Genomic DNA, 24,135 nt, shown 5'->3' on the forward strand with positions numbered 1-24,135 from the left:
GACGACGGCACGGACAGGTACGACATACGAGCCTCCTGGGCGAGCAGGTGCGGCGGTCGGTCCACAGCCACTATGCCCAGGTCGCCCGGATCGCGCGCGGTGAGCGCGCGCCGTGGTCCCGTCCCTGCCGGGCCGGGCCGGGCTCGCTACCGTGGCGTCATGACCGCACCCACCGGACGGCCCGCGGACGCGACCGTCGCCGTCGTCACCGTGTCCGACCGCTGCTCGCGCGGCGAGGCGGAGGACTGCTCGGGACCTCTCCTCGCGGGGCTGCTCGCGGCGTCGGGCTGGGCGGTCGTCACCGACCTCGTGCCCGACGGCGTCGCCCCCGTCCGCGACGCGGTCACCCGGGCGGTGGCCGGGGGAGCGCGCGTCGTGCTCACGACCGGGGGGACGGGCGTCGGGCCGCGTGACCTCACGCCCGAGGGCACCCGCGAGGTGCTGGCGCAGGAGGTCCCGGGCATCGCGGAGGAGCTGCGCCGCCGGGGCGCGGAGCACGTCCCCGCGGCGGTGCTGTCGCGCGGCGTCGCGGGGGTCGCGCCCGGCCCGCACGGGCGCGCGCTCGTGGTCAACCTCCCTGGCTCCACCGGCGGGGTGCGCGACGGCTGGGCCGTCCTGGAGCCGCTCCTGCCGCACGTCCTCGCGCAGCTCGACGGCGGCGACCACTGACGACCAGCCCGTCGGGGCGCGTCGACCAGGCGGTCGCGGCGGGTCCGGGACCGTGACGAGCCAGGACCGCCTGCTCGGCACGGGGCGGGGTCAGCCGGGCGGGGTCAGCCGCCGGCGAACGGGGGGAGGACGTCCACCGTCTCGTCCGCGGCGACCGGGGTGTCGTCGCTCGCCGCGCGGACGCCTCCCACGAGGAGCGAGCAGCGCGGGAGCACGCCGGCGAGCGCCGCGTGCCGGGCGACGACGGCGGCGTGCAGCTCGCCGACCGTCGTCGCGTCGACGGTCTCGGTCTCGGTGCCGGCGGCGTCGCGCGCGCCGGCGAAGTAGCGGACGGTCGCCATCTCTCAGTCCTGCGCCCCGGCCGGGGCCGCCGTGCCGGGCAGCTCGGGCTCGGGCGTCCACGCGAGCGCGAGCTCGGTCGCCCGGTCGAGCACGTCCTGCACGCTGCGGCCCGACCCGTCGTGCACGGCGAGCCCGGCGACGTAGCCCGCGACGAACGTCGTGAGAGGCGCGGCGGGGCGCTCGATGCCGTGCGCGGCGTCGCGCGCGAGGTCGAGGACCGCGCCGATGTCGACGACCTCCGGGTCGAGGTCGAGGTCCTGCGCGAGCGCGTCGACCCAGCGTTCGAGGTTCGTCATCGTGGCCTCCTGCCGTCGTCGGGGGTGCCGGCGGGCGGGGCGCCGGGCACCGCGGGCGCGCCTGCTGCCAGGCGGCGCTCCTGCTCGCGGGCATCCTCCCACGTGTCCACGTCGTCGGTGGCGCCCGTGTCGTCGGGGACGCCGATCGCGGGGAGACCGGCGAGGAGCCGCCGCACCGACGCGCCCTGCACGGTCGGCAGCGCGTCGAGCGCGGCGTCGAGCGCCGCGCGCTCGTACAGCCCGACGAGCCACTGAGCGCGTCCGTCGCGCACCGCGTGGACGGCGACCTCGCCGCTCCGGCGGCGGGCGGCGGCGAGCAGCGCGGGTACCGCCTCGGCGGCGCGGGGGACGTCGCAGGCGAGCACGAGCACCCAGGGCGCGCGGCCGTCGTCGGGCAGGGCGGCGAGCCCGGCCGCGATCCCGGCGACGGGCCCTCCGAACGGCGGGTCCTCGCGCGTGCGGACGTAGCGCCCCGGGGCGGCGAGCTCGTCCGGCCCGACGACGACCGTCCGCGCTGCCCCCACGGCCGCCGCGAGCGCGTGCTCCAGCAGGGGCCGACCCCCGACGACGAGCCCCGGCTTGGGCGTCCCCAGCCGCTGCGCCCGCCCTCCGGCCAGCACGACGGCGTCGAACCGGAGGGACGGTTCGGCACCCCGTGCGCGGATCGGCAGCCCGAGGTGCCGACCCGGCCCGTCGGGTGTCGAGCCGTCGGCGGGGTGGGCGGTCACGGCTCGCGGTACCAGTCGCCGGACTTGCCCCCGGTCTTCGCGACCAGCCGCACGTCCGTGAGCTCGACGGACTTGTCGAGGCCCTTGACCATGTCGACGACCGCGAGGCCCGCGACCGCGACGGCGGTGAGCGCCTCCATCTCGACGCCCGTGCGGTCCGCCGTCCGGACGGTGGCGGTGACGTCGACGCCGTGGTCGCCCACGACGAGGTCGACGACCGCCCCGTGGACGCCGATGACGTGCGCGAGCGGCAGGAGCTCGGACGTCCGCTTGGCGCCCGCGATCCCGGCGATGCGCGCGACGGCGAGCACGTCGCCCTTGGGGACGGTCCCGTCGCGCAGCGCGGCGACGATCTCCGGCGAGCACCGCACGGTCCCGGTCGCTGTCGCGGAGCGGACGGTGGGCTGCTTGGCGGTGACGTCGACCATGCGCGCGTGCCCGCGCTCGTCGAGGTGCGTGAAGCTCATGCCGCCACTCTCGCACGCGGCGCCGCGCGTGGTGCCGTACGCGCGGACGGTCGGGGGATCGGGTGCGCTCGCGGCCCGCAGCCGCGAGGATCGGCCCATGCGCAGCTCACTCCTCGACCACGCCGAGCGCTCCGTCGAGCCCGGCAGCTTCCAGCTCCAGAACGACCGCATGCTCAAGGTCGACCTCCGCGGCACCGGCGGGTTCTTCTTCGCGAAGCAGGGCTCGATGGTCGCCTACCAGGGCGACGTCGACTTCGCGTACGAGGGAAGCGGCGGTCTCGGCAAGATGTTCAAGAAGGCGTTCACGGGCGAGGGCATGTCGCTCATGAAGGTCTCGGGCAGCGGGGACGTCTTCCTCGCGCAGGACGCGGACCAGGTCTTCGTGCTCCACCTGGAGGACGAGGGCGTGACGGTCAACGGCGCGAACGTGCTCGCGTTCGAGAGCTCGCTCGCGTGGGACATCAACCGGGTCGAGGGCGCGTCGATGCTCAGCGGCGGCCTGTTCAACACGACGTTCACGGGGACCGGGTCGCTGGCCGTCACGGCGTTCGGCACGCCCGTCGTGCTCGACGTCGACGTCCCCACCTTCGTCGACATGCAGGCCGCGGTGCTGTGGTCGACGTCGCTGCAGTCCTCGATCCGCAAGACGGCGAAGCTCGGTGCCGCGATCGGGCGCGGGTCCGGCGAGGCGTACCAGCTCGCGCTCTCGGGGCGCGGGATCGTCGTCGTGCAGGCGTCGGAGGGGCACCCGCCGCCCGCGGCGAAGTGATCGAGGCCGACCTCGGGCTCAGAGCAGCAGCACCTGCACGGGGTCGCCCGGTGCCACGGCCGTGACGTCGGCGCCGACGACGGCGAGCGCGTCGGCGTGCGCGAGCGCGCTCACGCGGTGCGAGCCGGAGCCGCGCGCCGTCGTGCGCTCGTCGGGGTGACGGCCCGCGGGGACGACGTGCGCGCCGTCGGGCTCGGTGTGGCGCACGAGGACGAGCTGCTCGCGCCCAGGCGGCGAGGACCACCCCGCGGCGGCGACGCGCCGGACGAGCGGGCGGCCCGTGCCGGGCACGCCGCGCAGCCGGTCCACGACGGGCCGCACGAACAGCTCGAACGACACGTACGCGCTCACGGGGTTGCCCGGCAGCGCGAGCCACGGCACACCCCGCCAGCGTCCGAGACCCTGCGGGCGGCCGGGCTGCATGCCGACCGCGACGAGCCGGGCGTCGGTGACCGCGTCCTGCCACGGCGTGCCCGCGCGGGTCGCGGGGTCGAGCACCTCGCGCACGACGTCGAACGCCCCCGCGCTCACCCCGCCGGTGCTGACGAGCAGGTCGGGCGGGGCGCCGTCGAACGCGTCGAGCAGCCCGTCCAGCGTCGCGACGAGCGCCGCCGCGGAGTCGCCCACGGCCCCGCGCCGGACCACGTGCGCGCCCGCCGTGCGGGCCGCCGCGGCGAGCAGGACGGAGTTGGAGTCCGGGAGGTGCCCCGGTCCCGGCGTGGTCCCCGGCGCCACGAGCTCGCTGCCGGTGGAGAGCACCGCGACGCGCGGCGCGCGGTGCACGCGCACGGTCGCGTGCCCGGCGGACGCCGCGACCGAGACGTGCCGCGCCGTGAGCACGGCGCCTGCCGCGACGACGACGTCCCCCCGGCGCACGTCCTCCCCGCAGGTCCGCACGTGGGTGCGCGAGGCGTCGTGGATCGCGACCGTCGTCGGCCCGCTCCCGGCCGCGCCCGGCGTGAAGCGACCGGTCGACGTGCGCTCGACGGGCACGACGGCGTCCGCCCCGGGCGGCACGGGCGCGCCCGTCATGATCCGGACCGCCTCGCCCGGCCCCAGACCGCCGTCGAGCCCGGGCGGGCCCGCGTCCCCGGCCGCGACGTCGCCCACGACGCGCAGCACCACGGGCGCCGACGGCGTCGCCCCCGCCACGTCCTGCGCGCGCACTGCGTACCCGTCCATCGCGGACGCGTCGAACGCGGGGGCGTCCAGCGCGGACACGACGTCGGCGGCCAGGACGGCCCCCACGGCGTCCTCCAGCGGGGTGTCCGCGGGCGCCGTCGGGCGGACGAGCGCGAGCGCGTCCGCGGTGTGCTGGACGATCGTCCGACTCGGGTCGCGCGTCATGCCCGCACCGTAGCCGAGCCCGGGTGCCGACCTCGGGAGGGTGGGCTACGTTGGGCACCGGAGTCATGAAGCGGCCCGAAGCCCCCCGAACCTTGGGAGGACGACATGGCCTCGATCCCCGTGACCACCCTCAGCCCCGACCAGACGGCGCCCGTGCGCCCCGCAGCGCTCGCGGAGGTGCTTGCCGTGGGCACGCACCTCCTCGTGGGGCAGTACCGCGTCGAGCTCGGCACCGGGACGTGGTGGTGGTCGGACGAGGTGTACACCATGCACGGCTGGGCGCCGGGGGACGTCCAGCCCAGCCTCGACGCGCTGCGCTCGCGCAAGCACCCGGACGACCGCGCCCGCGTGGTGCGCGCCGCCACGGAGGCGATCCGTTCCGGTCGCCCGTTCTCGTGCGCCCACCGGATCGTCGACGGGCACGGCAAGGCCCGGTCCGTCGTCGTGACGGGACAGGGCCGACGGGACGCGCGCGGTCGCGTCGTCGAGATCGCGGGGTACGTCGTCGACGTCACCCCGACGCACAAGGAGGCGCTGGAGCGTGAGTCGCAGCGCGCCGTCACGCGCGCGTTCGTCGCGCAGGCCGCCGTCGAGCAGGTCAAGGGCGTGCTCATGGCCGTGCACGGCGTCGACGACGTCGCAGCGGGCCAGCTCCTCGCGGAGGCGGCCGGCGAGGCCGGCGTCCCCGTCCAGGAGACGGCCGCGCAGGTCATGCGCGCGCTGAGCAAGGCCGGCGGGGTCGGCCCGACGGCCGAGGCGACGGTCGCGGGCGCGTTCGCCGCCGTCCGTCCGGTCGCGCGGCCCCGCGCCCACGAGGCGCAGCTCGCGCGTCGTCGGGAGCCGGCCCGCTCCTGAGCCGGACGGCCCCGCGCACGACGAGAACCCCACACGAGAAGGAGGAACGACATGACCGACGAGACCACCTTCCCGGCCCAGCAGCAGGAACCCCCGGGCCTCGCCGGACGCATGGATCCGGTGCCCGACCACGGCGAGCAGTCCTACCGCGGCACCGGGCGGCTCGAGGGCCGTCGGGCGCTGATCACGGGCGGCGACTCGGGCATCGGCCGCGCCGTCGCCATCGCGTTCGCGCGCGAGGGCGCCGACGTCGCCATCGGCTACCTGCCGGAAGAGCAGGAGGACGCCGAGGAGACGGCCCGCTGGGTCCGCGAGGCGGGCCGCACGTGCGCCCTCCTGCCCGGCGACGTCACCGACGAGGCGACGGCACGGGCCCTGCCCGGACGCGCCGCGGCCGAGCTCGGCGGGCTCGACGTGCTCGTCAACAACGCCGGCTTCCAGATGGCGCGGCGCGAGTCGATCGAGGACGTCACCACCGACGAGATCGACCGGGTGCTCAAGACGAACCTCTACGCGCTGCTGTGGATCACGCAGTCGGCGCTCGAGCACCTGGGCGAGGGCGCGGCGATCGTCAACAACTCGTCGATCCAGGCGTTCCAGCCGTCGACGTCCCTGCTCGACTACGCGTCGACGAAGGCGGCGATCAACAACCTCACGGTGAACCTCGCGGCCGAGCTCGGCCCGCGCGGCATCCGCGTGAACGCCGTCGCGCCGGGTCCGATCTGGACGCCGCTCCAGCCGGCCACCCAGCCCGAGGAGAAGATCGAGCAGTTCGGGAAGGACACCCCGCTGGGGCGCGCGGGCCAGCCCGCGGAGGTCGCTCCGGCGTTCGTCTTCCTCGCCTCCCCGACGGACGCGAGCTACGTGTCCGGCACCGTGCTCGGTGTCACGGGAGGCAAGCCCGTGTTCTGACGGGCACTTCCTCGCCGGAGGAGCCGCGGACGGTTCGGCCGAGGGCCGCGTCTCGCTCGGGAAGGGTCGGAGGGTGGGCGTCCGCGCCCGCCCGGGGGCGGGTCCGTCGCGAGAGCGACGGCGCCCGTGAGAGGGTCACCAGCCGCCACGCCTTGTGCGGGCGAGACGGCCGCCGCCCCCGCCCCGCCCCGGTGACGCCCGGGCGGGGCCTCCGACACGACGTGCCCCGGTTCTCCGCGACGTAGGCTTGCCGCGGAGACAAGGAGAGCACCCATGAGCACCGATCGCGGAACGAGCGCCGAGCCGACCCCGGGAGGATCCGGAGCGCCGCTGACCGACGTCCCCGTCGTCGACCTGATGGCGGAGGAGGCGACGGTGGCAGGCCTCGTGGCGGACGCCGCCCGCGCGCTCGCCGACGAGCCCACCCTCCAGCAGACCCTCGACCGCGTCGTCGAGCTCGCGGTGGCGATGGTCGACGGCTGCGACGAGGCCGGAATCTCGCTCGTGACCCGCCGCCGCATCGAGAGCGCAGCCGTGTCGGACCCGGTCGTGGCGCGCGGGGACGCGCTCCAGTACGAGCTCGACGAGGGCCCGTGCCTCGACGCGATCCGCGAGCACGCGCTCGTGGAGTCCGGGGACGTCGCGACGGACCCGCGCTGGCCGCGGTGGGCGCCGCGCGTCTCGAGCGAGCTCGGCGTCCGCTCCATGCTGTGCGTCCAGCTCTACACCTCGGAGAACGCGCACGGCGCGCTCAACATGTACTCGGGGTCGCGCGCCGCGTTCGGCCCGGACTCCCACCACCTCGCGTCGACGTTCGCCGCCGTCGCGGCCGCGGCGATCTCGGCCGCGCGGACCGAGGAGCAGCTCCAGTCCGCCGTCCAGACCCGCACGCTCATCGGGCAGGCCCAGGGCATCATCATGGAGCGGTACTCCCTGACTCCCGGCCGCGCGTTCGCCGTGATGAGCCGCGTGTCGCAGGACGCGAACATCAAGCTCGTCGACGTCGCCCGGGAGATCGTCGAGACGCGGCGCATCCCCGGCGTCGGCGCGCCCCAGGAGGGCTGAGCGCCCCCGACGGCTCAGCCGCCCGCGCCGGGCTCATCGGCGCACGACGCCTCGAGCAGCGTGTCGACCCGGAGTCGGACCGACTCGTCGAGCAGCGGCCCGGCCGTCCCGGCGCCGTCGACCACGCCCTCCACGAGGCGACGGGCGAGCTCGCGGACGGGGACGTTCACGTCGTTCGAGCGCCGGCGCAGCACCTCGAACGCGTCGTCGGGCCCCGTGCGCAGCGCCGCCATGAGCACGCCCTTGGCCTGCTCGATCACCGATCGCGACGCGTCGGCGGCCCGGATCGACGCGGTCGCCTCCCGCCGCGCGGCCTCGGCGTGCGCCGTCGTCAGGTCGACGAAGTAGCCCACCACGTGCGCCCAGGGCAGCTCCGCGCCCGGGTTCTTCCCCTGCGCCGCGACGGCGAGCGTGCGAGTCGCGCCCGTCGCGTCCACGATGCGGTGCATGGACCCGAACGGCTCCCCGGTCCGCGCGGCCTGCGCGAGCTCGCTCGCGACGCGCTCCCGGTCCTCGGGGTGCTTGTGCGACAGGACGAGGGCGGTCGTCGGCACGACCTCGCCCGGCGCGAAACCGTGCATCTCGTACACCTCGTCCGACCACCACCACGAGTCGGTCGCGATGTCCACGCGGAAGCGGCCGACCGGCTGGGGGTCACCCGGACCGAGGGCGGCGAGGAGGTCGGCGAGAGCGGGCGGGACGACGTCGTCGGGTTCGGTGGCGTCGGCGGGCAGGGCAGCGTCCATCGATGGGGGTCCCCGGAGATCGAGCAGGACGGAGCCGATTCCTGACCCCAGCAGACTGAAGATTATCCCAGCGTCGGCGCGAGGGAGGAAACCGTGACCACCCAGGTCAGCGACGGGCGGGACGAGTCGGCCGAGGAACGGTCCGACCGGAACTGGGCGGAGCTCCTCCAGGAGCTGCGCGTCATGCAGATGGGCGTGCAGATCCTCACGGGGTTCCTCCTCACGCTGCCGTTCCAGCAGCGCTTCGGGGACCTCGACACCTTCCAGACCGGCGTCTACCTCGCGCTCGTCGCGCTGGCCGTGCTGTCCACCGGCCTGTTCGTGACGCCCGTGAGCCTGCACCGCACGCTCTTCCGCCGGCACCGCAAGACGACGCTCGTGACCCTGAGCGACCGGATCGCGCGGTTCGGCGTGCTCGTGCTCGCGTTCGTCGTGACCGGGACCGTGCTGCTCGTCGTCGACGTCGTCGTGGACCGGACGGCGGCCCTGTGGTCGAGCGGCTGCGCGCTCGTGCTGCTCGTCGGCCTCTGGTTCGTCCTCCCGCGCCTCGTCGCCCGCGGCACCGCGGCGTCGGACTGACCTCGCGATCAAGACCTCTCGCCACACGAGGTAGCGAGGTAGAGCCGTGGTCACGCGAGGTAGAGCCGTGGTCGCCCGAGGTAGACCCGTGGTCACGCGAGGTAGAGCCGATGCTCGCCGAGGTAGGGCCGTGGTCACGCGAAGTAGAGCCGTGGTCAACGGCGAAGACCGTGGTGGAACCGGGCACCACCCCCCCCGGCCGCCCCGCGCCGGCCCGGAGGGTCGAGAGACACCCACTGTCCACCATGGGCCGCGGCCTCCGGCGAGCGGGTGATTGTGGCCCGTCAGTCGACCAGGACGAGCCCAGATCACCTGCTCGCCACCGAGTTCCGGCGCGACCGCGGTGACCCGGTGGGCCGTGCGGTGCGAGCGCACCTGACCCCGCGGGCAGTCGCTCGGGCAGGGGAGACCCAGAGGTGAGACGACGCCGGGCGGGGTGGGCGGTGGTGCCGCGTCGTGGCGGGCCTGGCGGGAGCCGCGAGGAACGAGCGGCGGATGGTAGACGCGGCACCACCGCCCACCCCGCCCACCCGGGGCGACCACGCGCCGTCGGGCATGACCACGGCTCTACCTCGCGTGACCCCGGCTCTACCTCGCATGACCACGGCTCTACCTCGCGTGACCACGGCTCTACCTCGCGAGCGCGGGGCTTCTCCCGGGAGGCTCAGGAGGACGCGGCGGCGCGGGCCTGGACACCGCGGCGGACGGGACCGAGGGTGAACAGCAGGGTCAGCAGGGCGGTGAGGGCGAGCAGGCCGAAGCCGAGGCCGTACGTGCCCTCGAGCTGGTAGACGGCGCCCATGAGCAGCGGCGGGATGAACCCGCCGAGGCCGCCCGCCGCGCCGACGAGGCCCGTGACCGCCCCGACCTTCTCGACCGGCGCGACCTTCGAGACGAGGGCGAACGTCGCGCCCGACGACGCACCGAGCGCGGCGGCGAGGCCGAGGAACGCGATCGTCCCGACCGGCACGAGCGACGGCTGGAACGCGACGACCGCGGCGAGCGCCGTGACGACGGCGAAGCACACGACGGACACGGGCACGCCGCCGAACCGGTCGGACAGCGCGCCCCCGACGGGCCGCATGACGACGGCGAGCACGACGAACCCGGCAGTGCGGGCTGCGGCGTCGGACGCGGTGAGGTCGTACGCGTTGACGAGGAACGTCGGCAGGTAGACGGAGAACGCGACGAACCCGCCGAACCCGACGGCGTACAGCCAGGAGAGCTGCAGCGTGGCGGGGAGGCGGAACGTCGCCCAGGTGCGGGACCAGAACCCGCCGGCGGGGGCGGTCGCCCGGCCGGGCGGGACGCGCAGCAGCAGCCACGACACGACGGCGAACACCGCGAGGACGGCGGCGACGAGGAGGAACGGGGCGGCGTCGCCCCACGCGTCGCGGATGCGGACGGTGGTGAACGCGGAGATCGCGGTGCCGCCCATGCCCATGCCGAAGATCCCGACGGCGGTGCCGCGCCGCGCGGGCGGGTACCACGCGTTGACGAACGGCACCCCGACGGCGAACGCGGTGCCGCCGAGACCGAGGAAGAACCCGCCGACGATCAGCCAGGCGAAGCTGTCCGCGACGAGCCCGACGAACAGCACGGGCAGGATCGTCAGCGCGCTGACCAGGGGGAACATGATGCGGGCGCCGTACCGGTCCGTGAGTGCCCCTACCGGGATGCGGCCGAGCGACCCGACGACGACCGGGACGGCCACCAGCACGGACACCTGCACGTCGGAGAGGTCGTACTGCTGCCCGTACGCCGCGCCGAGCGGGCTGATGAGCGCCCAGGCCCAGAAGTTCACCGCGAACCCGACGGTCGCGAGGACGAGCATGAGGGTCGGGGAGGTGGACGTCGTCGTCGCGGCGGGTCCGGTGGCCCTGCCCGCGTCCTGCTGCGCCATGGCGACTCCTGGGGGGAGGTGCCCGTCGTCGGGCACGGGGGGAGATCGTTGCGTCGAGCACCTCCACGCTAACGACGCTCCCCGCGCCGCGCGCGGGGAACCCCCCGTACCGTGGGGTCGTGCTCGACTGGCTCTTCGGGGGCGTGGCCCTGCTCAACGTGTACGCGCTCGCCCTCGTGGTGCTGCGCGCGCCGCTGTACCGCACGCGCGTGTACCGGCCGATGCTCCTCAACATCGGGCTCTCGATCGCGCCGGTGATCGTGCTCGGGCTCGTCGTCCTCGTCGACGCCGTGCTCATCGCGGGCGGCGCCCCGTCGTGGGCGGTCGTGACGTGCGCCGTCGTCGGGTTCGGCGTCTGGCTGCTGCTCCTGCCGAACGCGGGCTACCTCGTCACCGAGCTGAACTACAGCCACCGGCAGGAGGGCGAGGAGGTCCCGCTCTGGTACGACATCGTGGCCGTGCTCACGCTCGCCCTGTCCGGCGTGATGAACACGCTCGTCAACGTGTTCCTCGCGCAGGCGCTGCTCGCGATCGTGCTCTACCCGGACGACGACGCCCCGTTCCGCCGTCCCGTGTCGTGGGTCGTGGTGCTCGTCGTGCTGGCGCTCGTCTCCGTCGGGATCTACCTCGGCCGGTACGTGCGGTTCAACAGCTGGGACCTCGCCCACCCGGTCCAGTTCGTGCGCAAGCTCGTGCGCCACTTCCGGGCGCGCGGCGCCGTGCGGGACGCGCTGCTCTTCGTGCTCCTGCACACGCTGTTCTTCGCGGTCATGTACGCGATCGTCATGGGCCCGGTCACGACGCTCCTCGTGCGCGGGGCCTGACGGCCCGTGGCGGTCCAGCGACGGTCCCGTGGCGGCCCGTAGGATGCGCGCCGTGACGTCGACCGCGCCGAAGGCCGCCCGGGGCGTGCCGCTGCTCCGCGCCGTCGTGGGCACGTGGCCGCGCCGCGTGGCGCTCGCCGTCGTCCTGGGGGCCGTCGTCGGCACGACGGCGGCCGGCGGCCTCGCCCGGCACGACGCCGCCGACGCGGGGCCGGCCCGGGCCGCCGCGGGGGAGCCGGTCGCCACGGGACCCTTCGACCTCACCGTGCGCTCGTGGTCCGTGACGGACGCCGTGCAGGTCTCGGCGCTCGAGGACTCCGGGGCGGACGCGTGGCTCGTCGTGGTCGTCGGCGCGCTCGACACGGACCGCGAGTCGCGCCGGCTCGACCGCACCGCGGTGACGCTCCCCGACGAGCTGCCCGGCGGCCTGGCGCTCGCGGGCGACGCGGAGCCGGACCGCCCGGACCCCACGCTCCTCGTGCGCGACGCGTCGTCGTACCCCGTGCTCTCGCCGGGCCTCGCCGACGACGTCGCGCTCCTGTGGCCCGTGTCGGTGCCGGGGGAGAGCGGCGCGGTGAGCACGCCCGACGCGCCGCTGACCGTGACCGTCCCGACGTTCCGGTACCGCGACATGACGGTCGGCGGCGGCCGGCGGTGGGCCGAGACGGGCGCGGTCACGCTCGTGGACGTCCCGGTCGGGGCCGTCCCGCCCGAGATCGTGGACCCGCCCGAGACGGAGGACGGCTGGTGACCGAGGAAGCGACCGGCGTGGCGCCGGACGGGCCCGAGGCGTCGGACGGGCCGGACGCATCGGACGGGCGCCCGCGGCGGACCGGCCGGACCGTGACCGTGGTCCTGCTCGTCCTCGCCGTGGGGGCGGGGGCCGCGGTGTCGCGCGTCGACACGTGGTGGCCCACGCTCACGCCGACGACGTCGCGCGGCACCGTGGGCGAGGTCGTGACCGCCGGACCGGTGCGCGTGCGGGTCGACGACGTCCGCACCGGCACGACGCTCGACGACGACGGGTCCGGCCCGCTGACGACCGACGGCGTCTGGGTCGTCGTGGACCTCGCGGTGTCCGGGACGACGGGCGAGGCGAGCGTCGAGGTGGTCGAGCTGCGCGACGCCGCCGGGCGGGACCACGAGGCGTCGCGCCGCGTGGGCAACCAGGTCCTCAGCACGTTCGCGGACCCGGACGTCCCGGAGGCGGGGACCGTCGCCGTCGAGGTGCCCGCGCGGGCGCTGGAGGGCGACCTCGTGCTGCGCGTGCTCACGGAGCACCAGGACGCGGACCTCGACCGTCCCCAGGCGATCGCCGAGGTCGACCTCGGCCGTGTCGCGCCGCCCGCCGCGGGGGACTCCGTGGAGACGGTGCGGCCCGCGCTCGTCCCGGGCGGGTGGGACGCGTGAGCGCCGGCTGGTGGCGGACCAACCGCTGGTGGCTGCCCGTGCTGGTCGTGGCGCTCGGCGCCCTGGGCTGGCTGACCTGGCGGTCGGACGACGTGCAGGCCTGGTGGTCGGGCGAACCGCGCGTCGCGCACGCGCCGGACGCCGACGGCTGGGCGCAGGTCGGCGACGTGCGGGCCCGGCTGGTGGGCATCGCGGCGGTCGACGGGCTCGACGACGGGTACGGCGGCCGGATCGAGGTGCCCGACGGCTACACGCTCTGGGCGGCCGACGTGTCGTTCCGCTCCGACATGCCGCCCGCCCCGGAGGGCGCGGACGAGACCTTCTCGTCGTGCGCGGTGCTGCTCCGGGACACGGCCGGACGGGAGTACGCGGCGGGCGCCTCGGCGCTCCCGGGCATGCCGTACCCCGAGGCGCCGGTCTGCACGGGCGCCGTCTCCAGCCGGAGCACGCAGCACTTCCTGATCCCGGATGACGCCGAGCCCGCCGAGGTGCGTCTCGTCGAGCCGAGCCTCCTGCCGGCGTACTGGTCGCTCCCTGTCGCGGACGTCGGCTGACCGCCGCCGTCTGCCTGCCGGTTGACATCTCGTCGTTTAATGAACATAGTTCATGATCAATAAACTTCGACGGAGGTGGTCGCCGTGGGCGTGGTGTCGTGGATGCTGGGGAACCCGTTGCCGTTGCCGGTCGCGCTCGGGGTGGACCTCGCCCTGCTCGCTCTCGTCGTCGCGGTGGGGCTGGTGTGGTCCGACGGCCGTCGGGCGGTGGTCACCGGCTCGGCGGGGCGTCGTGCCGTGCGGCACGCCGCCCTCACGAGCGCCGGCGCGGGTCTGGTCGTCGCCGCGGGGCTCCTGCTGCCCCCGGCCTACCTCGTGCTGGGCGTCGCGACGCTCGGCGCGCGCGGGACGGCGGTGCTGCCCCTCGTCGCGCTCCTCGGCGCCCTGGCCGTCCACGCGGTGGGCGAGCTGACGTGGCCTCGTCCACGGCACCGGCAGCGCGAGGCGCGCCTCGCCGTCCGGTCGGTCGCGGACGTCGCTCCCACCGTCACGCGCCGCCTCGCCTGGGCGTGGACGGCGCTGCTCGTGGTCGCCGCGGTCGCGTTCGGGCTCGTGGCGTCGGGGCCGCGCGCGGTCTCGCGCGTCGTCGGGCCGGCCGAGGCGTACACCGTCACCCCGTTCCCCGGCTGGCTGTGGACGGGGCCCGTGCTCGTCGTGGCCGCGGTGGCCCTGGTCGCCTCCGAAGCGGTGCTGCGCCTCGTCCGCTCGCGTCCCGCGGTGGAGGACGTCGGCGAGGAGTGGGACATGTGGCTGCGGCGGCGGGTCGCCCGCCGTGTCGAGCGTGCGACCCAGCTCGTGCTGGGGCTGACGCTGGGAGGGCTCGTCGCGTTCGCCGGCCTCTCGCTGCGCTGGCTCGGCCTGGGGAACGGGGACGGCGCCGTGCTCGGGCCCGGGCCGAGCGCGGGAGAGATCGTCGCCGGGAACGTCCTCCTCGCCCTCGCGGCAGGACTCGTCCTCGTCGTCCTCGTGGCGGCGGTGTGGCCCGCGCGCGACCCGGCACCCGCCGCGCAGGCGCCGTTCGCTCCCGAGGCGGTCGCCGCGTGAGCCTCGCCGTCCGGATCGACCTCGACTCCACGACCCCGCACTACGAACAGCTCCGCGCGCAGCTCGCCGCGCTCGTCACGGCGGGCGACCTCGTGGACGGGCAGCGGCTCCCGACCGTCCGCGCGCTCGCCAACGACCTCGGCATCGCGCCGGGCACGGTCGCGCGCACCTACCGCGACCTCGAGGCCGCGGGCCTGGTCACCACCCGCCGCCGCGTCGGGACGCTCGTCACGGCGCCGCCTGCGACGCTCGACCGGGCCGCCGTCACGGAGGCGGCCGCGCGCTTCGTCCGGCTGGCGCGGGACCACGCGCTCACGGACGGGGAGATCCGCGACGTCGTCGCGGCAGCGCTGCTGGGGGACCGGCGCGCCGAGAAGGCGGGCGCCGCCACCGCTCGGACCGAGGTCGAGCACCCCGCCACGTCAGGGAGCTGAGGCCGCGCCGACCGCGGTCGGCGTGCTCGGCGTCCCGGTGCCGGCGCCGGTGTCCGGCTCGCCGGCCCGCCGCGCCGCCCGTCGCGTGCGCAGCGCGGACGGCAGGCCCAGGCTCGCGAGGAGCGCGTCGGCCGCGGCGGCGAGCAGGACGGTCGTGAGCACCTGCACGACGACGGTCGCGACCGTCTCCAGCGGGCCGACGAGCGCGCGCCACGCGACGATCCCCGGCTGGCCGACGACCGCCTGCGCGGCGGTGAGCACGACCTGCTCGGCGAGCGTGAGGAGCGCGAACGCGACGCAGAAGAGCAGCACCGCGCCCCAGCGGCTGCGCCACAGCATCCCGAGGGCCCCGACGAGGCCGCCGAACCGCCGGCCCGGGTCGAGCATCAGCGCCCACGCCCGCTGGGCGCCGCTCTCGCCGAGCGTCCGGTTGAACCGGTCGACGGCGCGGGCTGTCCGGCCGGTCGCGCCGCCGTCGCCCGGCACCGCGTGGGCGGGGTCGACGACGTCGATCGCCTCCACGCCGTACACGATCGTCCCGAGCGTGAGCCACGCGAGCGGGACCACGAGCCCGGTGACGACGCCCGCGACGAGGAGGGACGTCGTCGGGCCCACGGCGTCGACGAGCGGCTTGAGCGCGTCCACGCGCGCGACCACGCCGTCCCACCAGGTCGTCACCTCGACGACGACCACGCGGGTCGACCACCACTCGCGGACGCGCCCGACGAGGGCCGTGACGGTGAACGCGCCGACGACGATCCAGACGACCTCGCAGTAGCCCGCGGCGATGCGCACCGCGGCGGAGCGGGCGCTGTGCCGGGCGTCGCCGTCGCGCGCGGGGACGCCGCGGTCGAGGCGCCGCGCGAGCCGTTCCAGCAGGGTGCGGGCGAGCAGCGCGCCCGCGACGACGAGCACGACGGTGAGCCCGAAGCCCTCGGGGACGGGGCTCGCGGTCTCGATCCCCGCGCCCGCGGCGAACGCGTGGTCGAGCGCGGCGGAGTCGATGTACGCCTGCCAGTCGGACGACAGCCCGCCGTAGAACTCGTAGATGACGAGGTAGGGCACGAGGACCGAGGCGATCGAGCCGAGCAGCGCCCGGACCTCGAGCCGGTCGCGCTCGGTGCGCGGCTCCCGGCGCAGGACGTGCAGCATGACGACGATCCCGACGACCGTCGCGAGCGGCGAGAAGCACAGCACGAGCAGGCCGAGCACCCCGGACGACGGCGCGACGGCGAGCGCGGCCCGCAGCGCAAGCTCGTGCAGCACCTGCGCGAGGACGGCGACCGCGACGAGCGCGGGCCAGTGCCGGACCAGGAGCCGGCCGGCGTCGGCGAGGACGCGCAGGCCGGCGCGCAGGATCGAGTCCTGAGAGGGCGTCGTCGGGCTCGCCGGCGGGGCGGTCACGCGCGCCAGGCTACCCGGCGGCCCGTCCTCCCTCGCGCGGACGGAGCGGGCCGAGCGTCAGGCGCGCGACGCGAGGCGGGCGACGACGCGCTTCGCCTCCTTGCCCGCGAAGCGGCGGGCGAGGACTCCGACGCCCGCGGCGACGGCGGCGAAGGTCACGGCCTGGACGACGCCGACCTCCTCGTCGTCGAGGTCCTTCGGGGCGTCGTGCCCGGTGACCTTGGCCCAGACGAACGTGACGAGCTTCTGCGCGGCCCAGCCCGCGGCGAAGGTCAGGGCGACGGTCCCGACCTTGAGGGCCAGGGTCTGCTCGTTCTCGTTCGTGTCGGCCACGAGGGGTTCCTCCGTCGGTCGGGGCGCCGGGCGGCGCCGGGCGTGCTCGCACGACCACCGTAGTGCGAAGTCGCCGCCCGCGCGTCGCCCGGCGCGCGCACCCGGCTCAGTCGTGGCTCACCGCGTCCAGGACGGGCAGGCGCGCGGCGCGCACCGCGGGCCACACCGCGGCGACGACGCCTACGACGCCGGCGAGCACGAGCATGGCGCCGAGCTGGGCCCACGGCACGGCGAGGGTCGTGAAACCCTGGTCCGCGAGCACCGACGGGAGCGCGGCGGCGAGGCCGGTCCCCACGGCGAGCCCGACGGCCGTGCCGAACACCGCGACGAGCACGGACTCGATGACGATCGTCGTCGCGAGCTGGGCCCGCCCGAGCCCGACGGCCCGCAGCAGCCCGATCTCGCGCGTCCGCTCCGCGACGGACAGCGCGAGCGTGTTGACGATCCCCAGCACGGCGACGAGGACGGAGAGCCCCAGCAGGGCGTAGACGATCGCGAGGACCGACTCGACCTGGCCGGCGACGTCCGCGGCGAACTCGTCGGCGTCGAGCACGGACGCCACGACGTACGGCGCGACGGCGTCGGTCACGCCCGCGCGGACGGCCGCGAGGTCCGCGCCGGGCTCGGCGTCGAGGAACAGCATCTCCGTCGTCGTCGCGCCGACCGCGGCGGCCACGTCGGGCGGCAGGAGCAGGTCGACGGAGAACGCGTGCGAGTCGACCACCGCGCCGATGCGCACCTCCCGGGCGGGGAGGTCGGGCCGTGCCGGGTCGGCGAGCGTCAGGACGTCGCCCAGGGCCCAGCCGTGCTCGTCGAGCGCGTCCGCCATGACGGCGGCCTCGCCCCGCGCGTACGCGGCGAGGTCGCCCTCGGTCGCGGTCGTGCGCACGGAGCGCCCGAAGCCCTCGGCGGGGAACCCGACGACGAGCTGCGGCTCGCCGTCGACGACGACCTGCCCGTACGTCGTGACGTCGACGGCCGCGACGCCGGGCACGGCGCGGACGTCGCCCGCGACCCCGTCGGGGAGGTACGGCATCGCCGAGCGGACGACGAGGTCGGCCGCGGTCTCCTGGTCGACGATGTCCTGCACGGAGACGCGGGTGGACAGCGCGAGGACGGACGTCGTCGAGACGAGCGCCATCCCGACGACGAGCGCGCCCGCGGTCGCCGCGGTCCGCCGCGGCTGGCGCGTGACGTTGCCGCGCGCGAGGCCGCCGAGCGGGCGGACCAGCGCGACGAACGGTGCGGCGAGGACGGTCAGCACCGGGCCGACCGCGAGCGGCGCGAGGAGGAGCACGCCCGCGACGACGCCGGCCGCGCCGAGGCCGAGGAGGGGCGCGCCCCCGCTGCCGACCACGGCCGCCGCGACGACGAGCCCTACGCCCGCGAGCAGCGCGACGGTCCCGGCGACGGCACGGGCCCGCCCGGCTCCGGTGGGCCGGACGACGTCGGCGCGCATCGCCTCCACCGGGCGCACGAGCGCGGCGTGCCGCGCGGGCAGGGCGGCGGCGAGCACGGACACGACGACGCCGACCACGAGCGGGACGACGACCCCCGTGGTCGTGACGGGCAGCGTGCCGGAGAGCTCCATGCCGACGGCGCCGAGCCCGCTGCGGGCGAGCTCCGCGAGGCCGAACCCGGCCCCGACGCCGAGCAGCGCGCCGACCGCCCCGACGACCGCCGCCTGCCCCACCACGGAGCCGAACACCTGCGCGGGCGACGCGCCCACCGCGCGCAGGAGCGCGAGCTCGCGCGTGCGGCGTCGGACGTGCATCGAGAACGTGGTGGTGATGATGAACGTGCCGACGAACAGCGCGAGCGCGGCGAACACCAGCAGGAACGTCGAGACGAACCCGAGCTGGTCGGTGATCGCCTCGCTCGTCTCGGCGCGCAGCTCCGCCCCCGTCAGCGCCTCGGCGCCCGCGGGGAGCGCGGTCGCGACGGCGTCCCGCAGCGCCTCCGGGGAGACGCCGTCGGCCGCGTACAGCGCGACCGACGGGACGAGGTCGTCGGGCGCGTACGTCGCGGCGGCGGTCCCGGCGTCGAGCAGGACGATCGTCGCGCCCGCCATCGGCGCGGACAGCGAGACCTCGCCGACCACGCGCACGGGCCGCACGGCGTCGCCCAGCACGACGTCGGTCGTGCCGCCCACCGCGAGGCCCGACGCCGCGAGCGTCGCCGACTCGAGCGCGACCTCGCCGCCGTCGCGGGGTGCGCGGCCGTCGACCACCTGGGGGCCGGGGTCGCGGGGGTCGTAGGCGACGCCGATGCTCGGCGCCTGGCTGCCGAGGACCGCGGTCCCGTCCGCGCCCACGAGCACCGCGGGACCGCTCACCTCGGGGAGCGCGAGCGCGACGTCGTCGCGCGCGCCGAGGTCGTGCGCCAGGTCCGCCGGGACGAGGCTGCGCGCCCCGCCGACCTGGGCCGACGCCGACATCAGCGCGTCCCCGGCCGACGACGCGCCGCGCACGTACGCGTCCGCCTGGACCGACGAGGCGACGATGCCGTCGAACGTGGTCGCGAGCATCGCACGCAGCGCGAACGTGCCGGTCACGAACGCGACGCCGATCGTCACGGCGAGCACCGAGAGGACGAGCTGCGCGCCGTGGGCGCGCACGCCGCGCAGCGCGATCCGGCCCATCATCGGGCGGCCGCCGTCGTCGCTGCCGGGGTGGCGTGCGCCGGGGACGGCCCGGCGGGCGTGAGGGAGCCCAGCGTGTCGAGGACCGCCTGCGGCGTGGGGTCGTGGAGCTCGGTCACGAGGCGGCCGTCCGCGAGGAAGAGCACCCGGTGGGCGTACGACGCGGCGGTCGGGTCGTGCGTGACCATCGCGACGGACTGGCCGAGGTCGTCCACGGACGCGCGCAGGAAGCCCAGGACCTCCGCGGCGGCGCGCGAGTCGAGGTTCCCCGTCGGCTCGTCCGCGAGCACGATCGCGGGTCGCGACACCAGCGCCCTCGCGCACGCGACCCGCTGCTGCTGCCCGCCCGAGAGCTCGGCGGGCCGGTGCCCCAGCCGGGGGCGCAGGCCCACGGCGTCGACCACGCGGTCGAACCACTCCCGGTCGACGGGCCGCCGGGCGATCGCGAGCGGCAGCACGATGTTCTCCTCCGCCGTGAGCGTCGGCACGAGGTTGAACGACTGGAAGACGAACCCCAGGCGCGTGCGCCGCAGGCGCGTCAGGCGCCGCTCGCTCATCGCGGAGACCGTCTCGCCGTCGACGACGACGGTCCCCGCCGTGGGGGAGTCGAGCCCCGCGAGGCAGTGCATGAGTGTCGACTTGCCCGAGCCGGACGGGCCCATGATCGCGGTCAGCCGGCCCTTCTCGACGTCCACGTCCACGCCGTCGAGCGCACGCACCGCGGCCTCGCCGCGACCGTAGGTCCTCACCAGTCCTCGGGCCGTGGCGATCGCGCCCGCCGTCGTGCCACGCTCCGTGCTGCCCGCCCTCTTGCCTCCGGTGGCGACTGCAGCGATCGGTGAGCTGCTCATGGTCCTTCCCCTCTTGCGTCGTGGTGACCGGGCCAGGGCAGCCCGGTCACCACCGACCCTCGCGCGGGCACCGGCGCGCGGGCATCGGGGAACCGCCCGGACCTCCCCCTGGTCCCGTGGGAGGCACTCTCAGGGATCTCTCAGGGTGGCGCTCAGGGAAGGCGGTCGAGGGATGAGCGCCGCCGGAGTGACGGGGTGGACTAGCGGAGCCCGTGCTCGTGACGATCCCGAGGAACGCGGGCTCGCCGTGCCTCGCGACGTCGACGTTCGACGCGCACCGCAGCAGCGACGCGGCGGCTGCGTTCGACAACGCGAGATTCTCGATCAGTCGCCGATGAACCAGAGATAGCGATGGACGCGACGGGCGTCCCGGCAGAGGTCGGCTACGGCCTCGAGCGACGCGCGCTCCGCGACGCCGAGCGGGCCCGAGAGGAGCCGGTCGACCTCGACGAGGAGCTGGTGCATCTGACGAGCGTTGAAGATGGTGTTGGCGTACGGGTCGACTCCGCTCAGGAGCGGATACTCGGCAGGATCTCGAGAAGCATCTGCGGGAAGGTACGTCTGCTCGGCACGCCGGATGTCCTCGCCGCGCTCCCTGCGCAGGACCAGTGATATGGGCATGTCGTGGCCTCCCCGGAACATCGTGACGAGCCCGCCGTCGTACCTGTCTCGAACGATGGTGCAGACGTTCGTCGAGTAACCGGCAGGGTTCCTGGCTGTGCGCCCTCTGACCACGGTCGAGGTGAGCAGCTCGAAGACGTACTCGATGTCCCGTGCTTCGCGAGCCTACAGCCGATGCTGGGGTGGTCCTTCTGCACCGACGGTAAGCACGGCGCGCTCCCTCCGAGAACCACTCGGAGCCGGTCGGTGTAGGCTCGCGGTGAACGACAGGGGAGCTCCTGGAGGAGCTGAGAGTGCGGACCACCGCAGACCCTCGAACCTGATCCGGTTAGCACCGGTGGAGGAAGTCGGGAATCTCGATCACCTGCTCGCGCGGTCCGTCGCGCCCACCCGGCGCGCGGCCCGTCGGGCCGGTGGACCCCTCCTGAACGTCCAGGGAGGACACATGCAGCACACGACCACCGTCGCCCGCCGCGGCCGGGCCCTCGCGACCGGCGTGGGCGCGACGCTCGCGCTCCTCGCCCTCGCGGCCTGCTCGGGGGGCGACGGCGCCGGGGGCGACGACGCGTCGTCGGGCAGCGGGGGCACGGTCACCCTGGTGACCCACGACTCCTTCGCGGTGAGCGACGACGTGCTCGCCGCGTTCGAGGAGGAGAGCGGGCTCACCGTCGAGCAGGTCGCGCCCGGCGACGGCGGCGCGCTGGTCAACCAGCTGATCCTCACGAAGGACTCGCCGCTCGGCGACGTCGTGTTCGGGATCGACAACACCTTCGCGTCGCGCGCGATCGACGAGGGCGTCCTCGAGCCGTACACGCCCGCGGACCTCTCGGAGTCCGCCGCGTCGTACGCGGTCGGCGACGGCGGCGAGCTCACCGCCGTCGACCTCGGTGACGTGTGCGTCAACGTGGACCACGCGTGGTTCGCCGACGCGGGGATGCCCGAGCCCGTGACGCTCGAGGACCTGGCGAAGCCGGAGTACCGGGACCTCCTCGTCGTGACCAACCCCGCGACGTCGTCGCCGGGCCTCGCGTTCCTCCTCGCGACCGTCGGGGCGTTCGGCGAGGACGGCTGGGAGGACTACTGGGCGGACCTGCGCGCCAACGGCGTGAAGGTCGTCGACGGCTGGTCCGACGCGTACTACGTGGACTTCTCCGGCTCGGAGGGCGCGGGCCTGCGCCCGCTCGTGCTCTCGTACTCGACGTCGCCCGCGTTCACGCTCACCGAGGACGGCTCCGCGTCGACCACGGGCGCGCTGCTCGACACGTGCTTCCGCCAGGTCGAGTACGCGGGCGTGCTCGCGAACGCGAAGAACCCCGAGGGCGCGCAGCAGCTCCTCGACTTCCTCGTGAGCGAGACGTTCCAGGCCGACGTCGCCGACCAGATGTACATGTACCCGGCCGACGACTCCGTCGCGCTGCCCGACGGCTGGGCCGAGTTCGCACCGCTCGCCGACGAGCCCTTCGAGGTCGCGCCCGCCGACGTCGCGGCGCACCGCGACGAGTGGATCAAGGCATGGACGGCGACGGTCGTCGACTGACCCCCGGTCCCCCGGCGACCACGGCTCTACCTCGCGGGGTAGAGCCGTGGTCGCGCAGGGGAGAACCGTGGTTTCCCGAGGTAGAGCCGTGGTGACGGGTCGGGCGGTCCGGCGGGGCGGCGTCGGGCGCGGGGTGCTGTGGGGTCTGGCGGCGGCGGTGCCGCTCGCGTTCCTCGGGGTGTTCTTCGCGTGGCCGGTCGTCACGCTCGTGGCGCGCGGGTTCGTCGGGGACGACGGCGGCCTCGACCTCTCGGGGTTCGCGGAGGTCTTCTCCGAGCCCCGCACGTGGCGGATCGTCGGCCTCACGCTCTGGCAGGCCGTGCTCGGCACGGCGCTGTCGCTGCTGCTCGGCGTGCCCGGCGCGTACGTGCTGTACCGGTGCCGGTTCCCCGGTCGGCGGGTCGTGCGCGCGCTCGTCACGGTGCCGTTCGTGCTCCCGACCGTCGTCGTCGGCGTCGCGTTCCGGTCGCTGCTCGTGCAGGGCGGCCCGCTCGGGTTCCTGCGGCTCGACGAGACGTTCGCCGCGATCGTCGTCGCGCTCGTGTTCTTCAACTACTCCGTCGTGGTGCGCACCGTCGGCGGGCTCTGGGAGCACCTCGACCCGCGCGCCGAGCAGGCGGCGCGCGCCCTCGGCGCGACGCCGTGGCGCGCGTTCCGCACCGTGAAGCTCCCGGCGCTCACGCCCGCGATCGCGAGCGCCGCGTCGATCGTCTTCCTCTTCTGCGCGACGGCGTTCGGCGTCGTGCTCGTGCTCGGCGGCATCCGCTACGGGACGATCGAGACGGAGATCTGGATCCAGACCACGCAGTTCCTCGACCTGCGCACCGCCGCGGTGCTGTCGGTCGTGCAGCTCGTGGTCGTCGCGGCGGCGCTCACGGTGGCGAACCGCACGCGGGCCCGGCGCGAGCGCGCCCTCAACCTGTCGTCGTCGGCGTCGTCCGCGCACCCGCTGCGGCTGTGGCGCGACGGCCGCCCGACGGGCGACCTCGCGCCCGCGGCGCTCACCGCGGCCGTGGTCGTCGTGCTCGTCGGGCTGCCGCTCGGCACCCTCGTCGTGCGGTCGTTCCGCGTCCCGGGCGGCGGCTGGGGCCTCGACAACTACGCGAACCTCGGCACCACGGGCGGCCGCAACGCGCTGTCGGTCACCGTGTGGGAGGCGGCGGGCAACTCGCTGCGCACCGCCGCGCTCGCGACCGTGCTCGCCGTCGTGATCGGGGGTCTCGTGGCGCTCGTCGTGTCCCGGCGCCCGCGCTCGCGTGGGGGCCGGCGCGCGATCTCGGTGCTCGACTCGGTGTTCATGCTCCCGCTCGGGGTCTCCGCGGTGACGGTCGGCTTCGGCTTCCTCGTCACGCTCGACCGGCCGATCGGCCTCGACGTCGACCTGCGCACGTCGGGGCTCCTCGTGCCGATCGCGCAGGCGGTCGTGGCGACCCCGCTCGTCGTGCGCTCGGTCCTGCCGACGCTGCGCGCCATCGACCCGCGCCTGCGCGAGGCCGCCGCGACCCTCGGCGCCGCGCCCGGGCGCGTGTTCCGCACGGTCGACGGCCCGATCGCCGCGCGCTCGCTCGGGCTGGCGGTCGGGTTCGCGTTCGCCGTCTCGCTCGGGGAGTTCGGCGCGACGTCGTTCCTCGCCCGCCCGGACAGCGCGACCCTGCCGGTCGTGATCTTCCGGCTCATCGGGCGCCCGGGCGCCGAGAACTACGGCATGGCGCTCGCGGCGAGCGTCGTGCTCGCGCTGCTCACCGCGACCGTGATGCTGCTCGCCGAGCGGTTGCGCGGCGACCGACCCGGAGGAGAGTTCTGA

At 75.6% G+C, this 24,135-nt stretch carries 26 protein-coding genes and 1 riboswitch; of the genes, 14 read left to right on the forward strand and 12 right to left on the reverse strand.

Translation table 11 applies throughout. The features are described from left to right. Window positions 1-159 precede the first annotated feature (159 nt). Entirely contained in the window at window positions 160-669 is a 510-nt protein-coding gene (locus E1O70_RS02625; RefSeq protein WP_061267806.1) for a MogA/MoaB family molybdenum cofactor biosynthesis protein, read from the forward strand. Between the two features lie 104 nt (window positions 670-773). Here E1O70_RS02625 and E1O70_RS02630 read toward each other — a convergent pair whose 3' ends face one another. Genes E1O70_RS02630 through moaC form a run of 4 tightly spaced genes read right to left on the reverse strand, consistent with a single transcriptional unit; the run spans window position 774 to window position 2,502 of the window. Beyond that, window positions 774-1,010 carry a MoaD/ThiS family protein gene (locus E1O70_RS02630; protein WP_034655471.1) on the reverse strand — a complete coding sequence of 79 codons (237 nt, stop codon included), beginning with the start codon at window positions 1,008-1,010 and terminating at the stop codon, window positions 774-776. A 3-nt stretch (window positions 1,011-1,013) separates the two neighbouring features. Beyond that, window positions 1,014-1,307, reverse strand: coding sequence for a DUF6457 domain-containing protein (locus tag E1O70_RS02635; protein WP_061267805.1), 294 nt, complete (start codon window positions 1,305-1,307; stop codon window positions 1,014-1,016). Then, window positions 1,304-2,035: a molybdenum cofactor guanylyltransferase gene (gene mobA, locus E1O70_RS02640; RefSeq protein ID WP_240696573.1), complete on the reverse strand. Its 732-nt coding sequence runs from the start codon at window positions 2,033-2,035 to the stop codon at window positions 1,304-1,306. The genes E1O70_RS02635 and mobA overlap by 4 nt, the downstream gene beginning before the upstream one ends. Then, on the reverse strand, window positions 2,032-2,502 hold the full coding sequence (gene moaC, locus E1O70_RS02645) for a cyclic pyranopterin monophosphate synthase MoaC (RefSeq protein WP_061267820.1): 471 nt from the start codon (window positions 2,500-2,502) through the stop codon (window positions 2,032-2,034). The genes mobA and moaC overlap by 4 nt, the downstream gene beginning before the upstream one ends. A gap of 97 nt (window positions 2,503-2,599) precedes the next feature. On the opposite strand from moaC, the gene E1O70_RS02650 reads away from it, so the two are divergent. After that, the gene (locus tag E1O70_RS02650) at window positions 2,600-3,271 is read left to right on the forward strand and encodes an AIM24 family protein (protein ID WP_061267804.1); all 672 of its coding nucleotides are present in this window, start codon (window positions 2,600-2,602) and stop codon (window positions 3,269-3,271) included. Window positions 3,272-3,289: 18 nt separating this feature from the next. Here E1O70_RS02650 and E1O70_RS02655 read toward each other — a convergent pair whose 3' ends face one another. Beyond that, complete coding sequence (locus E1O70_RS02655; RefSeq protein ID WP_061267803.1) at window positions 3,290-4,618, reverse strand: molybdopterin molybdotransferase MoeA; 1,329 nt, start codon at window positions 4,616-4,618, stop codon at window positions 3,290-3,292. Between the two features lie 105 nt (window positions 4,619-4,723). On the opposite strand from E1O70_RS02655, the gene E1O70_RS02660 reads away from it, so the two are divergent. The 3 genes from E1O70_RS02660 to E1O70_RS02670 all read left to right on the forward strand — a co-directional run bounded on the left by E1O70_RS02660 (window position 4,724) and on the right by E1O70_RS02670 (window position 7,450). Continuing rightward, window positions 4,724-5,473, forward strand: coding sequence for a PAS and ANTAR domain-containing protein (locus E1O70_RS02660; RefSeq protein WP_061267802.1), 750 nt, complete (start codon window positions 4,724-4,726; stop codon window positions 5,471-5,473). Window positions 5,474-5,524: 51 nt separating this feature from the next. After that, window positions 5,525-6,385, forward strand: coding sequence for an SDR family oxidoreductase (locus tag E1O70_RS02665; protein ID WP_061267801.1), 861 nt, complete (start codon window positions 5,525-5,527; stop codon window positions 6,383-6,385). 273 nt (window positions 6,386-6,658) lie between these two features. After that, window positions 6,659-7,450 carry a GAF and ANTAR domain-containing protein gene (locus E1O70_RS02670; RefSeq protein ID WP_240696574.1) on the forward strand — a complete coding sequence of 264 codons (792 nt, stop codon included), beginning with the start codon at window positions 6,659-6,661 and terminating at the stop codon, window positions 7,448-7,450. Between the two features lie 14 nt (window positions 7,451-7,464). Here the strand turns inward: E1O70_RS02670 and E1O70_RS02675 are convergent, their stop codons facing one another. Then, the gene (locus E1O70_RS02675; protein ID WP_061267800.1) at window positions 7,465-8,196 is read right to left on the reverse strand and encodes a PAS and ANTAR domain-containing protein; all 732 of its coding nucleotides are present in this window, start codon (window positions 8,194-8,196) and stop codon (window positions 7,465-7,467) included. 93 nt (window positions 8,197-8,289) lie between these two features. Between E1O70_RS02675 and E1O70_RS02680 the strand changes: the two genes are divergently transcribed. Continuing rightward, on the forward strand, window positions 8,290-8,775 hold the full coding sequence (locus tag E1O70_RS02680; protein WP_061267799.1) for a DUF6328 family protein: 486 nt from the start codon (window positions 8,290-8,292) through the stop codon (window positions 8,773-8,775). Between the two features lie 664 nt (window positions 8,776-9,439). Here E1O70_RS02680 and E1O70_RS02685 read toward each other — a convergent pair. Continuing rightward, window positions 9,440-10,678 carry an MFS transporter gene (locus E1O70_RS02685; RefSeq protein WP_061267798.1) on the reverse strand — a complete coding sequence of 413 codons (1,239 nt, stop codon included), beginning with the start codon at window positions 10,676-10,678 and terminating at the stop codon, window positions 9,440-9,442. Window positions 10,679-10,797: 119 nt separating this feature from the next. On the opposite strand from E1O70_RS02685, the gene E1O70_RS02690 reads away from it, so the two are divergent. From E1O70_RS02690 to E1O70_RS02715, 6 genes are all read left to right on the forward strand, one after another. After that, on the forward strand, window positions 10,798-11,502 hold the full coding sequence (locus E1O70_RS02690) for a DUF1361 domain-containing protein (protein ID WP_061267797.1): 705 nt from the start codon (window positions 10,798-10,800) through the stop codon (window positions 11,500-11,502). Between the two features lie 52 nt (window positions 11,503-11,554). Further along, the gene (locus E1O70_RS02695; protein ID WP_128957718.1) at window positions 11,555-12,253 is read left to right on the forward strand and encodes a hypothetical protein; all 699 of its coding nucleotides are present in this window, start codon (window positions 11,555-11,557) and stop codon (window positions 12,251-12,253) included. Then, window positions 12,250-12,912 carry a DUF4352 domain-containing protein gene (locus E1O70_RS02700; RefSeq protein WP_061267795.1) on the forward strand — a complete coding sequence of 221 codons (663 nt, stop codon included), beginning with the start codon at window positions 12,250-12,252 and terminating at the stop codon, window positions 12,910-12,912. Before E1O70_RS02695 ends, E1O70_RS02700 begins: the two co-directional genes overlap by 4 nt. Beyond that, window positions 12,909-13,466, forward strand: coding sequence for a hypothetical protein (locus E1O70_RS02705; RefSeq protein ID WP_128957719.1), 558 nt, complete (start codon window positions 12,909-12,911; stop codon window positions 13,464-13,466). Before E1O70_RS02700 ends, E1O70_RS02705 begins: the two co-directional genes overlap by 4 nt. Window positions 13,467-13,550: 84 nt before the next feature. After that, window positions 13,551-14,510 carry a hypothetical protein gene (locus E1O70_RS02710; protein ID WP_134724191.1) on the forward strand — a complete coding sequence of 320 codons (960 nt, stop codon included), beginning with the start codon at window positions 13,551-13,553 and terminating at the stop codon, window positions 14,508-14,510. Next, the gene (locus E1O70_RS02715) at window positions 14,507-14,944 is read left to right on the forward strand and encodes a GntR family transcriptional regulator (protein WP_082774473.1); all 438 of its coding nucleotides are present in this window, start codon (window positions 14,507-14,509) and stop codon (window positions 14,942-14,944) included. The genes E1O70_RS02710 and E1O70_RS02715 overlap by 4 nt, the downstream gene beginning before the upstream one ends. Here the strand turns inward: E1O70_RS02715 and E1O70_RS02720 are convergent. The 5 genes from E1O70_RS02720 to E1O70_RS02740 all read right to left on the reverse strand — a co-directional run bounded on the left by E1O70_RS02720 (window position 14,933) and on the right by E1O70_RS02740 (window position 20,908). Further along, window positions 14,933-16,348 (reverse strand): hypothetical protein, encoded by a 1,416-nt coding sequence (locus E1O70_RS02720; protein ID WP_061267792.1) that lies wholly within the window; start codon window positions 16,346-16,348, stop codon window positions 14,933-14,935. The two genes, E1O70_RS02715 and E1O70_RS02720, sit on opposite strands and share 12 nt — an antisense overlap. Before the next feature lie 57 nt (window positions 16,349-16,405). Beyond that, window positions 16,406-16,681, reverse strand: coding sequence for a DUF4235 domain-containing protein (locus E1O70_RS02725; protein WP_009861813.1), 276 nt, complete (start codon window positions 16,679-16,681; stop codon window positions 16,406-16,408). Between the two features lie 106 nt (window positions 16,682-16,787). Then, window positions 16,788-19,325: an ABC transporter permease gene (locus E1O70_RS02730; RefSeq protein WP_306303311.1), complete on the reverse strand. Its 2,538-nt coding sequence runs from the start codon at window positions 19,323-19,325 to the stop codon at window positions 16,788-16,790. Further along, window positions 19,322-20,173, reverse strand: coding sequence for an ABC transporter ATP-binding protein (locus tag E1O70_RS02735; RefSeq protein WP_082774469.1), 852 nt, complete (start codon window positions 20,171-20,173; stop codon window positions 19,322-19,324). Before E1O70_RS02735 ends, E1O70_RS02730 begins: the two co-directional genes overlap by 4 nt. 324 nt (window positions 20,174-20,497) lie before the next feature. After that, on the reverse strand, window positions 20,498-20,908 hold the full coding sequence (locus E1O70_RS02740) for a hypothetical protein (protein ID WP_128957720.1): 411 nt from the start codon (window positions 20,906-20,908) through the stop codon (window positions 20,498-20,500). Between the two features lie 144 nt (window positions 20,909-21,052). Next, window positions 21,053-21,157, forward strand: a riboswitch (TPP riboswitch). Window positions 21,158-21,239: 82 nt separating this feature from the next. On the opposite strand from E1O70_RS02740, the gene E1O70_RS02745 reads away from it, so the two are divergent. Both E1O70_RS02745 and E1O70_RS02750 read left to right on the forward strand, forming a co-directional pair. Beyond that, on the forward strand, window positions 21,240-22,331 hold the full coding sequence (locus E1O70_RS02745) for a thiamine ABC transporter substrate-binding protein (RefSeq protein ID WP_061267790.1): 1,092 nt from the start codon (window positions 21,240-21,242) through the stop codon (window positions 22,329-22,331). A gap of 88 nt (window positions 22,332-22,419) precedes the next feature. Continuing rightward, window positions 22,420-24,135: an ABC transporter permease gene (locus tag E1O70_RS02750; protein WP_205688600.1), complete on the forward strand. Its 1,716-nt coding sequence runs from the start codon at window positions 22,420-22,422 to the stop codon at window positions 24,133-24,135.

This window comes from Cellulosimicrobium funkei, from assembly GCF_004519295.1.
GTDB lineage: Bacteria > Actinomycetota > Actinomycetes > Actinomycetales > Cellulomonadaceae > Cellulosimicrobium > Cellulosimicrobium funkei.

What these genes read in the sequence shown, in the direction of transcription:
- E1O70_RS02625 (WP_061267806.1), top strand. Translation starts at nt 160, where the DNA reads ATGACCGCACCCACCGGACGGCCCGCGGACGCGACCGTCGCCGTCGTC.
- E1O70_RS02630 (WP_034655471.1), bottom strand. Translation starts at nt 1,010, where the DNA reads ATGGCGACCGTCCGCTACTTCGCCGGCGCGCGCGACGCCGCCGGCACC.
- E1O70_RS02635 (WP_061267805.1), bottom strand. Translation starts at nt 1,307, where the DNA reads ATGACGAACCTCGAACGCTGGGTCGACGCGCTCGCGCAGGACCTCGAC.
- moaC (WP_061267820.1), bottom strand. Translation starts at nt 2,502, where the DNA reads ATGAGCTTCACGCACCTCGACGAGCGCGGGCACGCGCGCATGGTCGAC.
- E1O70_RS02650 (WP_061267804.1), top strand. Translation starts at nt 2,600, where the DNA reads ATGCGCAGCTCACTCCTCGACCACGCCGAGCGCTCCGTCGAGCCCGGC.
- E1O70_RS02655 (WP_061267803.1), bottom strand. Translation starts at nt 4,618, where the DNA reads ATGACGCGCGACCCGAGTCGGACGATCGTCCAGCACACCGCGGACGCG.
- E1O70_RS02660 (WP_061267802.1), top strand. Translation starts at nt 4,724, where the DNA reads ATGGCCTCGATCCCCGTGACCACCCTCAGCCCCGACCAGACGGCGCCC.
- E1O70_RS02665 (WP_061267801.1), top strand. Translation starts at nt 5,525, where the DNA reads ATGACCGACGAGACCACCTTCCCGGCCCAGCAGCAGGAACCCCCGGGC.
- E1O70_RS02670 (WP_240696574.1), top strand. Translation starts at nt 6,659, where the DNA reads ATGAGCACCGATCGCGGAACGAGCGCCGAGCCGACCCCGGGAGGATCC.
- E1O70_RS02675 (WP_061267800.1), bottom strand. Translation starts at nt 8,196, where the DNA reads ATGGACGCTGCCCTGCCCGCCGACGCCACCGAACCCGACGACGTCGTC.
- E1O70_RS02685 (WP_061267798.1), bottom strand. Translation starts at nt 10,678, where the DNA reads ATGGCGCAGCAGGACGCGGGCAGGGCCACCGGACCCGCCGCGACGACG.
- E1O70_RS02730 (WP_306303311.1), bottom strand. Translation starts at nt 19,325, where the DNA reads ATGATGGGCCGGATCGCGCTGCGCGGCGTGCGCGCCCACGGCGCGCAG.
- E1O70_RS02735 (WP_082774469.1), bottom strand. Translation starts at nt 20,173, where the DNA reads ATGAGCAGCTCACCGATCGCTGCAGTCGCCACCGGAGGCAAGAGGGCG.
- E1O70_RS02745 (WP_061267790.1), top strand. Translation starts at nt 21,240, where the DNA reads ATGCAGCACACGACCACCGTCGCCCGCCGCGGCCGGGCCCTCGCGACC.